This window comes from Rhodococcus sp. no. 34 (assembly GCF_054589475.1).
Map to the genome: position 1 here is coordinate 679,409 of NZ_BAAILK010000026.1, position 10,780 is coordinate 690,188.

Genomic DNA, 10,780 nt, shown 5'->3' on the forward strand with positions numbered 1-10,780 from the left:
GATTCCGGGAATCGAACGCGTCGACATCATGTCGCTCGAGCCGTTCAACGTCAGCATCAATCTCAAGAATGCGCTCTCCAACGACGGTGTTCCGGTCAACGTCGAGGCAGTCGGCCTGGTACGAATCGGTTCCGCCGACGAAGCGGTTCAGACAGCGGTGCAACGATTCCTGACCTCCGACCTGGACGAACTCCAGCAGCAGATCAACGAAATCCTCGCCGGCAGCCTGCGCGGAATCACCGCAACCATGACGGTCGAGGATCTGAACTCCAACCGCGATTCGCTCGCACGCAGCGTGGTCGAGGAGGCAGGCGGCGACCTCGCACGCATCGGCATGGAAGTCGATGTCATCAAGATCGCGGGAATCTCCGACTTCAACGGCTACCTCGAATCGCTCGGTCAGCGCCGCATCGCCGAGGTCAAACGTGATGCCGCGATCGGAACTGCTGAAGCAGAGCGTGATTCGCAGATCCAGTCGGCAAAGGCGCGACAGGCAGGCTCCGTCGCACAGGCCGAGGCCGACACTGCGATCGCGAGTGCAAATCAGAAGCGCGACGTCGAACTCGCTCGCCTTCGAGCACAGACCGAAGCCGAGAACGCCGAAGCCGACCAGGCCGGACCACTCGCGCAGGCAACGGCCGAGAAGGCCGTCGGCATCGCACGTGAGCAGGCCGAGGCGGCCCGCGTCGAAGCTCGCACCGAGGTCGAGCGTCGTCGCGCCCAGCAATCGGAAGCGGCATTGCAGGCAGATGTCATTGCACCGGCCGAGGCCGAACGCCAAGCCTCCATCGCACGCGCAGAGGGTGAGCGACAGGCCGCGATCCTCCGCGCCCAGGCACAGGCCGAGTCAGCAAGGCAGGCCGGCGGGGCTCAGGCCGATGCACGAAAGCTCGTCGCCGACGCTGTTCGCTCCGAGCAGCAGGCTGATGCCGACGGCCTTCGAGCACGTCTGGAAGCCGAAGCTGACGGCCGCAAGGTAGCGGCCGACGCCGTTCGCGCCGAACAGCAGGCCGAAGCGGATGGTTTGCGCGCCAAGCTCGAAGCCGAGGCTGCCGGTAAGCGTCAGATCGCCGAGGCGCTCAATTCCTACACCCCGCAGGCCGCGCAGTTGCTCACTCTGCCTGACGTTCTGGCAGCACTGGTCGACGCCACCGCAGCAGCAGCGAAGCCGGTCGGCGACATCGATCGGATCTCCATCGTCGGCGGAAGCGACGGGGCGCAGGGTTCGATCGGCTCGATCCTGGGCATCAGTCCCCAGGTGATTGCCGGTGTCATCGAAACTCTCGAAAGCTCAGGCGTCGATATCACCGGTTTGCTCAACGGCCTGAACAAGACCGCATCGGTTCCGGCTGGTTCGGTACACAATTCGGTCCACAATTCGGAAAACGGTTCCGCAACCGTAGACGCGTGATTTCGCCCCGGTCCGCCGACTCTCGCAGGAGTCGGCGGGCCGGCTTCACGCGCTCGGAAGATGTGAACGCGACTTGAAGAGAATCAGAATCAAGCAGGCAGCGGCGGCGGCTGATCCGAACAGCAGAGTCACCGTGTAGCTCAGTGCCGGAACGCTTTCCGACAGCATCGCCAGCAACGCAGGCACCGCGAACCCGATGTAGGTGATCGAGTAGAACACCGCGGTCAATCCTGCCAGATCGTCCGGCCCCGCGATTCGCTGGATCTCCAGCAACCCGGACACCAGTGCCATGCCGTACCCGCAACCGAGGATCGCTGCAGCCACGATCGCGATCGCCACGGTCAGCGTCGACGCAACCAGAGCAGCACCGGCCATACCGACCACCAGAAACACCAGAGCCACAACGGCGCCACGAGCACTGCGGTCGGTGTCGATCTTGCGCCCCAACGACTGAATCGCGAATCCGCATGTCAGCGCGACCATGCACAGCAGAGCCGAAAAGGCCACGGGCGCATCGCCACTGTGCCCGGTCATGAGCGCCGGAATAACTGCATACGCGACACTGGCGGCACCGAACACCCACGGCGCCAACGGAACGACGACGTAGAGGAATCTGCGGTGACCTGCCGAGGGGATCTTGAGGTCGTCGATCAACCTGCGACGGTCGGATTTCGCCTGTGCCGGTCGTGTTTCGGGCGCACGCCACAGCGCCATGGCGGCGAGGACGGTGATCGCGATGTGCAGCACGTACGCCAACACACTCGGCATGGGCGCCCACTGCGCCAAGATTCCCGCAGCACCCGCTCCCAAGGCGAAGCCCGCGGTCAGACTCATCGCTGCTCGCCGAGCACCTGCGCCTTCCGACGCCGTCGGGTCCCAAGGTTGCGTGGACAACTCCTTGACCCAGGAGCCGCCGACGGCCATACCGATCCCCAAGGCGATGCCACAGAGGATTCTTCCCAGGATGAGAGCAGCGGCGGAGTCCGCCCCGAAAGCGAGCAGCGTCGAACCGGCGATCGCGATGATCGGCGCGGGGAGCATGATCGGGCGTCGACCCAATCGATCGGACAGCGGGCCGCCGAGCAGCAGGGCCGGCACAATTCCGACGACGTAGGCGAAGAGGAAGAAATCGACCATCACCGGCGAATAGCCGTGGTCGAGTCGGTACATCACCAGCAGTGGGGTGAATTCGTTTCCGCCCCAGGCAGCGGCGAACATACTGGCGGCAACGGTCAGCCACAGCCACTTTCCGCCGGAGAGGCGTTCACCCTCGAGACGAGTTTCGGCCGCGGTCCCAGCGCCGATCGTTTGGGTGCTCATCACAGAGTTCCTTCGAAGCCGAGGCCGTGGACCTGGCGCATGTGTGTGAGGACGGCAGTGTTGTATCCGTCGGCATCGCCTGTGTCGACGAGGTCGGTAAGCGCGGTGTGATCGGCAAGGATGCGCGAGAGTTGGCCAGGGTCGCGTGAGATCGACCGGGCTGTCATCCGTCGTTGCCTGTCGCGCAGACTCGCGTAGAACGAGTCGAGCAAAGGGTTCCCACCGGCGGCAACGATCATCTTGTGGAAGTCTGCATCGATTGCGCTGAACGCGGCCACGTCCCCGCGATCAGCAATCTCACGTTGCTCGATCAGATTCGCGCGCAACGCTGCGACAAGCGCTTCCCGTGCGTGCGGTCGGACCGACACCACTCGAACGCTCTGAGTCTCGACGAGCTGTCTGGCACTGACTACGTGTTCCGCTTCCCCATCCGCGACCGGGACGATCAGCGCCCCCTTCTTCGGATAGAGGCGCATCCAACCTTCCGATTCGAGACGCAGAAACGCCTCACGCACCGGCGTTCGGCTCACATTGGTCCGTGCAGCGATGTCACCCTCACTGATCAGCTCCCCGCCGGCGAGCTCGCCGGAAAGGATCAGCTCCTTGACTTCGCGGAAGACGGTTTCGGAAGCGGAATACAACATAGACACAAGATGTATTTATACTCCACGCTGGCGCAACGCAGACATCCGGGTCACCGATCCGAACATCTCGGTCCGATGCGGCATCGATCCAGTTAGCATTGCAAGGTGCCAGACAGAAGAGGAATCAGTTCGCGATGAATGGCGCACGCTCCAGCCTTCGAAGACTGATGCACTCATGACATCGCAGATGAAGTCGATGAGGACGCTGACCCGCGAGTGGTTGATTCTTCCCGATCAATACGACCGCTTCACTCGCTATCTCCGCGACAACGGCCTCACGACCGCCACCCGGCTATTACTTGGCATCATTGTCATCGGACTGGGAGTGTGCGCACTACTGAACAGATTCAGCCCTGCCGGTCCGACAAGCACGATTGCGCTGTTCTTCAATACTGTTGTCGTGATCTCGTGCTTCGTAGTCGGAGTCTCATGGTGGGTCTTCGGCCCCACAAAGCGTCGCTCGTTCGGTTTCGTGGTCTTCTGCGACATCGCGGTCACGATCTCCGTCGTTGGAGATTCCTCCCAGCTCGCACGATTGCTCACCTGTGTCATTTTTGCTCTGGTCGGCATCTACATCGCCTACTTCCACAACCCGAAGTTGCAGATCGCGCACATAGCTTTTTCGCTTCTTGTGATCGCGGTGGCTGCGCAGCCAATTCTGTTCGGGCCGGATCGCGATCCAGCCCTTGGTGTTTCGAAAGTACTGGTCGTCATCACCGCGTTGGTGGTCTGCGCATTCATCTCGCAGATCGTGCTGACGATGCTCAGCATGGATGCTTCCAGTTCCGACCTCGATCCTCTCACCGGCCTCTTGAACCGTCGTGGCCTCGACCGCCACGTCGAGAAGGTACTCGAGGGGTTCCAGCGTCAAGAATCTGCGGCACTACTCGCGATCGCGATCGACATCGACCGGTTCAAGACGATCAACGACGTGCACGGCCACGACGTCGGCGATCGCATCATTCTCCGGGTATCGCAGCGGTTATCCGCCTGGGCACACGCCGATGCTGTCGTCGCGCGGGTCGGTGGCGACGAATTCATCCTCGTCCAAAGACTTTCCGTGCCAGCCATCGGACCGATGCTCAACTCGATCGGACCGGCAATGCACTCGAATACCGACGAGATACCGTCGACTTCGAGCATCGGAATCGCCGTGCGTACCCACAAATTCGTCGCCGGAGAAGACCGCGCAGCAGCGTTCACGGACATGCAGAAAGTCGCCGATTCGGCGATGTACGAAAGCAAGAGACTCGGCGGCGGACGCGTTCACACGATCGTCACCACCGCCGGCAGGTAGCAGTACGCACAATTTCAGTAGTAGACCGGCCCTGGCACTCCTCCACCCGCTGCCACTGCGTCACCGGTGATCGCGATGCTTCGCGGCGATGCCAGGAAGGTCACGACATCGGCTACCTCTTCGGCGTCGATGATCCGGTGTATCGAATTCGTCGCGATACCCCGCTCCACCTCAGCCTGCGAGCGGCCGGATTCTTCCGACTCGCGCGCAATCCGCGCGGTCAACCTCTCGGTCCGCGTCACGCCCGGATGGACGACGGTGACGTTGATTCCCTTGGGGCCCAGCTCGTCTGCAAGATTCTTGGTCAGCGCAGACACACTGACGTTGCGGATCGTGTGGGCGATCGAGGTTGCCTGTCTGGCACCCAAACCGCTGATGTTGATGATCCGACCCCAACCCTGATCGATCAGATACGGCGCTACAGCACGCGCAGTGCGCAGGTAGCCGAGCACTTTCACTTCGACTTCGTCTCGCACGACGTCGTCTGTGGTCGCCTCGAAATCCGTCGGCTTTCCGGCGCTGAACGGAGTCGCTGCGGAGTTGACCAGAATGTCGACGCCGCCGAACTCCTCTACTACTTGCCGCACCGACGCCTGAACCGCGTCGTCGTCTCGCGTATCCGTCACGACTCCGATCGCACGAATTCCGAACTCCGAAACCAAATCTCGTGCAACGCTTACGACGGTTCGCTCAGTGCGCGCGAGTATCGCGATGTCGACCCCTTCAGCGGCCAGACCTCTGGCGATTGCCAGACCGATCCCCTTGCTACCACCGGCAACGATCGCACGCTTTCCAGACAAGTGAAGATCCATACCTGCGACACTATCCAACAGGCGGTCCCCGATCTCTACGAAGAGGGATCGGGGACCGTCGGAATCATTCCTGTGTCTCAGACCATCAGATCCGCGTACAGGTAGACGTTGTCGGCGTAGTTGCCCACACCGTCCTCGAATTGCAGTTCGCCGCCGCAGGTTACGACTGCCAACTTACGAGGGCCTTCCGGGCCGGCCAGCACGCTTTCCTCCACACCATCGGCCTTCGGGCGCGTCGTCACTGCAGTCACCTTCCACGACGTGCTCTTACCCGTCGCGTCGGATGTACGGATCACTTCACCCGGCTCGATCGTGCCCAGGTCGAACAGCGCGCCGTTACCCTGGCCGGTCAGATTGACGTGTCCGGCAATCAAGGTCGTGCCGGTGGCGGAATCGAGAGATGCACCGTCGAGCCAGATTCCGACGTTCTTGACGTTCTCCGGCGGAGTGAGAACTCCTTCCGGCACGGTGGCGTCCACGATCGGCGCCTGAACACCGACCGGGTCGAGCGAAAGGGTGTTGGGAGTCATCAACGCATCCGTAGGCGTTGCCGGATTCGCGGAGTGCGACATGACAACTCCCGGACTCGGCGGGATCGCAGCATCGCCATCGGAGGATCGCAGGCCGACGAAGGCCATGGAAGCACCGGCGGCCAACACCGCGATGAGAGCCAGAATGAACGCGACACGACGCCCTTTGCCTGGACTCGCGGGCTGATCGTGGTTGGGATCGTCGTATGGATTGGATGGATTGGGATCCGACTCGTACATGGTCATCGAACTGTCTCCTGCGGGATGAGGCGCCCCCGGCACCTCGTGCGAATTGACGCCCCCTGCGTCTGATCAATGTCGGCACCGATCACACGAAGCGTGATCGGTGCCGACGTCTACTACACGTGCCTGGTGTCAGGATCGCTTGCGGCGGAGAGCAACTGCTCCGGCAGCAGCCATTCCGACAAGCCCGAGGCCCGTCACTGCGACGGCGACGTTGCGGCCTGAATTCTGTTCAGCAGCACCACCGTCGATGGCAACCGGGCGGGGGCCAGTGGCCGGCTTCGGAGCCGACGGCGCCGGAGTTGCGGGAGTTGCAACCGGCTGCGACGGAACAGGTGCACCCGGAACTACAGGCACAATCGGCACGATGGGCACGATGGGCACGATCGGAACAATCGGCACGATCGGAACGACCGGGGTTGCAGGCGTCGTGGTGGCCGGTGTGGTCGTTGCCGGTGTCGTTGTTGCCGGCGTGCTCGTTGCCGGTGTCGTCGTGGGTGCTGCTGCATATCCGACGCTGGCAGATGCATTCATCGAAGCCGGCCGAACGGTGTCGAACGACGCGAAGATCTGGCACTGTGCGCCTGCCGTGTTCCAGTGCAGGTTCTCGACCGAATCCGGAATGACGCTTGCAGTCACCGAGTAGTCCCCGCCGGCCGCAGCGGTGAGGCAAAGATCAACAGCAGTCGGTGCGTCGCCGCGGCCGTCGACCGTCAGTTGATTTGCAGACAACGTCGCCTTGGCGTTGTCACCACAGACGGTCAGTTCGGTGCCCGCCGAGGACTGAACAGTGATCGGCTTCCGGTACATATTCGTATTCAGGGTGAAAACGGCAGTCTCGCCGGCCTTCAGAGTCCCCGTCGCGGGTGTCTTGCGAACGAGGTCGAGCGTCTGCGTGACGTTCATGATCTCGACGATGCGAGCTCGCTCGTCGTCTCCGATGTTCCTGTCGCACAGGCTTTTGAAATCGGCCATCAGCGGATTGTCGTAGTCCGAGACACACCACACAAGCGTCTGCCGCGCCGAACGTGCATCCTCGCTGCCATTTCCCGAAACGACACCGTCGAGTTTGGCGGGATTCTGCAGCAACCAACTGATGACAGCGAGATCGTCGGCTGACAGATCGGGATTGCCCGAAGACGGCACCGTCGCACCCATCTCGTCGTTGTGCTTGTCAACCGGCAAACCGTTCTCGTCGACACCGGCACACGGATCGAGATCGAAGTCCGTGCAGTACATCCATTCCGACTTCGCAATTCCGTCGACGTCGCGGACACCGCAGACCGGAGCATCCACCGCGGCCGAGGTACCCCGATCGGTGGTGCCGTACATCGGCACGATGTTGCCGTCGTTGTAGTGATCCAGCCGAATGCCGGAGATGTCGAGCATCTGCTCCGAGGGCGTGTACTCGGTGCCCTCACACAACCCGGCGGTGAACGCCGGAGCGGCCGCGGTTCGCACCGGCATCGGCGCGGACACAGCTGGCGAAGCAAAAGCAACGCTACTACCGGCGACCGTTACGGCAATAGCTGCAGTTAGCGAGAGCCGGAGAACAAGCGGCCTACGCCGTGAACCAGACACAGTCATCAAAGCTTCCCTTTCAAGACATTTCGGTAGCGGGACGGTTGCCTGGATTCCCAATACCACGCCACCCAGCGCTCACTTCCGAGAGGATCAGCCGATCACTTTTGGCAATCAACCAGTTACTGAATGGCAATGTAGTGCATGTTTCAAGAAAGATCACCCAATCATCGAGCGCTCAGGGCGCAGCTTGGACATTCGGATGACGAGTTAGCCATGAAGGTGACTGAACCTTTGTCCAACCGCACAACAATCGCGATCCCCCCAAAATCTGCTCATCCAACCGCGACGTTCCCGACATTTCGCCAACGCTAGCCAGTCGGTAACTTGGACATTCTGGGGAAACTCACAGGAAGGGGCGTTTTCAGCTCGCGCGCAAAAGAAGAGGCCCGCTATGCGGACCCCTTCGCCGGAAACTTCCAACCGAGACTGCTTTGTCGGGATTCGGGCAACTTGTAGATTCCCCCAGAACAGTCCCCACTCACATTGTGTGATTTGCCTCACATTCAAAGAATCTGTTGGTTTTGTTCACACCCTGAACCAATCTTTTGGTCCTCTTTGCGGCGATTACCCAGATCTCCGACGGCGGAAATCTGCCCTGCCGGAGAGCGGAGCACGGCCTCGGATCAGTCTCGGACCGGAGGCGCCTTCCTCGTGGTAACCGCAATGCGATTCCACGCATTGATCGTCAAAATGACGCTGATGAGCTGAGCCAGTTCCACGTCCGAGAATTCGCCGGCAGCCTCGCTGTACACCTCGTCCGGAACGAAACCGTCGGTGAGGACTGTCACGGCCTCGGTCAAGGCGAGCGCGGCACGTTCACGATCGGAGTACATCCCTCGCGCTTCTTCCCACGCGTTCAGTAGGTAGAGCTTCTGCTCCGTCACGCCGACCTTTCGTGCGTCGCGAGTGTGCATGTCCAGGCACCATGCGCAATGATTCAGCTGCGACGCACGCGTGAGGACCAGCTCGACGAGCGTCGGCTTCAGCCCCTTGCGTGCAGCGGCATCCAACGCAATCATCGCCTTGTAGACCTCGGGCGCCAGCTTTGCGATATCCAGTCTTTGTCCTGTTGCTGTAGTCATAACTCAAACGGTAATCCCGGAAAGACCCGGAAACATGGTTCAATCCGGTGGTGAATTCGTGGGCCAATCTTGGGTTCGATCTACATATCGAGCTGCCACAGGGAATCGGGGTTCGCGCTGCACTGCTTCAGACCCTTCGCGACGCGATCGACAGTGGACTGCTGAAGCCCGGCACCAGACTCCCACCTTCCCGCACCCTCGCGCTCGACCTCGGAGTTGCCCGAAACACCGTTGCGGACTGCTATGCCGAACTCGCCGCAGCTGGGTGGCTTGTCACACGGCCTGGTTCCGGGACCCTGGTCGCCACGCTCGCCAGCACACACACCCGCGAGGTCGAGCCATCACCGACTCGACGACGCTGGACCTACAGTCTTCTCCCTGGATCGCCCGACGCGTCGGCGTTTCCCCGCACTGCATGGATTTCGTCCGCCAGACGTGCTTTGACCACCGCGCCGACTGACGCGTTCGCGACTACTGATCCCAGAGGCCGAGTCGAACTCCGAAACGCCCTCACCACATACCTGAGCCGCACCAGAGGCGTTCGCGTCGATCCGAACTGCATTGTGATCAGTGCCAGCTCGGGTCACGGGATCTCCCTCCTTGCCCGCGCACTCGGAGGAACGATTGCGGTCGACGCTTTCTGCCTTCACCTGCACCGGCAGTTGCTCGCCGACGAAGGGCTGCTGACAGTTCCCATATCGGTTGACGAATCAGGCACTTGCACAGACGAATTGGCGTCTACATCTGCTGAAAGTGTTCTGCTGACGCCGACCCATCAGTTCCCTCTCGGCGGTCCCCTCACACCGGCGAGGCGCGCGACCGCTCTCGAATGGGCCACGACTACGGGCGGCGTCATCATCGAGGACGACTACGACGGCGAATTCCGTTACGACAGAAAACCTGTCGGTGCACTCCAAGGAATCGCACCGCAGCACGTTGCGTACCTGGGCACTGTCAGCAAGACACTGTCGCCGGCCATTCGCATCGGATGGATGGTGTTGCCGGACAGGCTGATCGAACCTGTCCTCGCAACAAAGGGACCCTACGAACGCTGGGTAAGTTCAACGGATCAATTGACCTTGGCGGACTTCATCGAATCCGGAAGATTCGACAGCCATATTCGAAAGATGCGCACCTCGTACCGACGACGACGCGATCAACTGGTCGCGACACTTGCGCAGCAAGTACCCCAGGTCAGGGTCGAGGGGATCTCCGCGGGACTTCACGCTGTGATCCGTCTGCCCTCCGGCACCGAACAATCTGTTCTTGCAGCGGCCCAGGCGCGCGATCTCGGGCTCGAAGGGCTGTCGGTCTTCCGACATCCCGACGTGTCGTCAGTCGGCGGTGACGGCATCGTCGTCGGCTACAGCACGCCGACGCAGTCGCAGTATTCGAGGACGCTGGACGTGCTCTGCGAGGTGCTGCAGGCGGCTCTGCGATAACGCCTGCCGGCCCTGCGCATCCGCTCACCTGCCCTGCCCTGCCCTGCCCTGCCCTGCCCTGATGGAGTGAACGTACCGTTCCCCTCGCCCAAGAGGGTGAGCGTGTCGTTCGCTCGGTCCCGGACGGGGTGGTGAGTCGGCGGCGTGCCCGCCCCTTTGATCGTGTGAACGGTGCGTTGGGTCGATCTGAGGCGACGAAAGGGCCGTTCGCTCGAAGTCGGGGGTGCCGGCGGCGGGGGTGCTTTCGGGTGTTGGCGGGGTGGGGTGTTTTGGGTACGAGAAAGCCCCCCAACCAGTACTGGTTGGGGGGCTTCTCTAATGTGTGTTCGGCGGTGTCCTACTCTCCCACACCCTGTCGAGTGCAGTACCATCGGCGCTGAAGGGCTTAGCTTCCGGGTTCGGAATGGGACCGGGC

General features: G+C 61.7%; 9 protein-coding genes and 1 rRNA gene. 3 read left to right on the forward strand and 7 right to left on the reverse strand.

Annotated elements, in window-relative coordinates; all coding sequences use genetic code 11:
* Nucleotides 1-1,411: flotillin family protein (locus ACYP01_RS12290; protein WP_459680212.1), on the forward strand; the 1,411-nt coding region annotated here is incomplete at its 5' end.
* Nucleotides 1,412-1,456: 45 nt separating this feature from the next.
* Here ACYP01_RS12290 and ACYP01_RS12295 read toward each other — a convergent pair.
* Nucleotides 1,457-2,731, reverse strand: coding sequence for an MFS transporter (locus ACYP01_RS12295; RefSeq protein ID WP_459680215.1), 1,275 nt, complete (start codon nucleotides 2,729-2,731; stop codon nucleotides 1,457-1,459).
* Complete coding sequence (locus ACYP01_RS12300; RefSeq protein WP_007727164.1) at nucleotides 2,731-3,375, reverse strand: GntR family transcriptional regulator; 645 nt, start codon at nucleotides 3,373-3,375, stop codon at nucleotides 2,731-2,733. Before ACYP01_RS12300 ends, ACYP01_RS12295 begins: the two co-directional genes overlap by 1 nt.
* A 175-nt stretch (nucleotides 3,376-3,550) precedes the next feature.
* Between ACYP01_RS12300 and ACYP01_RS12305 the strand changes: the two genes are divergently transcribed.
* The gene (locus ACYP01_RS12305; protein WP_459680219.1) at nucleotides 3,551-4,672 is read left to right on the forward strand and encodes a GGDEF domain-containing protein; all 1,122 of its coding nucleotides are present in this window, start codon (nucleotides 3,551-3,553) and stop codon (nucleotides 4,670-4,672) included.
* A gap of 14 nt (nucleotides 4,673-4,686) precedes the next feature.
* On the opposite strand, the gene ACYP01_RS12310 is transcribed toward ACYP01_RS12305, so the two are convergent.
* The 4 genes from ACYP01_RS12310 to ACYP01_RS12325 all read right to left on the reverse strand — a co-directional run bounded on the left by ACYP01_RS12310 (nucleotide 4,687) and on the right by ACYP01_RS12325 (nucleotide 8,923).
* Nucleotides 4,687-5,484: an SDR family NAD(P)-dependent oxidoreductase gene (locus ACYP01_RS12310; RefSeq protein WP_047269707.1), complete on the reverse strand. Its 798-nt coding sequence runs from the start codon at nucleotides 5,482-5,484 to the stop codon at nucleotides 4,687-4,689.
* 77 nt (nucleotides 5,485-5,561) lie between these two features.
* Complete coding sequence (locus ACYP01_RS12315) at nucleotides 5,562-6,260, reverse strand: class F sortase (protein WP_064688680.1); 699 nt, start codon at nucleotides 6,258-6,260, stop codon at nucleotides 5,562-5,564.
* A gap of 129 nt (nucleotides 6,261-6,389) precedes the next feature.
* Complete coding sequence (locus ACYP01_RS12320) at nucleotides 6,390-7,724, reverse strand: hypothetical protein (protein ID WP_328599796.1); 1,335 nt, start codon at nucleotides 7,722-7,724, stop codon at nucleotides 6,390-6,392.
* A gap of 740 nt (nucleotides 7,725-8,464) precedes the next feature.
* Nucleotides 8,465-8,923: a carboxymuconolactone decarboxylase family protein gene (locus ACYP01_RS12325; RefSeq protein ID WP_459680222.1), complete on the reverse strand. Its 459-nt coding sequence runs from the start codon at nucleotides 8,921-8,923 to the stop codon at nucleotides 8,465-8,467.
* Between the two features lie 50 nt (nucleotides 8,924-8,973).
* Here ACYP01_RS12325 and pdxR point away from each other — a divergent pair, with 50 nt between their 5' ends.
* Nucleotides 8,974-10,365, forward strand: coding sequence for a MocR-like pyridoxine biosynthesis transcription factor PdxR (gene pdxR / locus ACYP01_RS12330; RefSeq protein ID WP_459680224.1), 1,392 nt, complete (start codon nucleotides 8,974-8,976; stop codon nucleotides 10,363-10,365).
* 324 nt (nucleotides 10,366-10,689) lie between these two features.
* Here the strand turns inward: pdxR and rrf are convergent.
* A 5S ribosomal RNA gene (gene rrf, locus ACYP01_RS12335) occupies nucleotides 10,690-10,780 on the reverse strand; the annotation flags it as partial.

What these genes read in the sequence shown, in the direction of transcription:
- ACYP01_RS12310 (WP_047269707.1), bottom strand. Translation starts at nt 5,484, where the DNA reads ATGGATCTTCACTTGTCTGGAAAGCGTGCGATCGTTGCCGGTGGTAGC.
- ACYP01_RS12305 (WP_459680219.1), top strand. Translation starts at nt 3,551, where the DNA reads ATGACATCGCAGATGAAGTCGATGAGGACGCTGACCCGCGAGTGGTTG.
- ACYP01_RS12320 (WP_328599796.1), bottom strand. Translation starts at nt 7,724, where the DNA reads ATGCCGGTGCGAACCGCGGCCGCTCCGGCGTTCACCGCCGGGTTGTGT.
- ACYP01_RS12325 (WP_459680222.1), bottom strand. Translation starts at nt 8,923, where the DNA reads ATGACTACAGCAACAGGACAAAGACTGGATATCGCAAAGCTGGCGCCC.
- ACYP01_RS12300 (WP_007727164.1), bottom strand. Translation starts at nt 3,375, where the DNA reads ATGTTGTATTCCGCTTCCGAAACCGTCTTCCGCGAAGTCAAGGAGCTG.
- ACYP01_RS12295 (WP_459680215.1), bottom strand. Translation starts at nt 2,731, where the DNA reads ATGAGCACCCAAACGATCGGCGCTGGGACCGCGGCCGAAACTCGTCTC.
- ACYP01_RS12315 (WP_064688680.1), bottom strand. Translation starts at nt 6,260, where the DNA reads ATGACCATGTACGAGTCGGATCCCAATCCATCCAATCCATACGACGAT.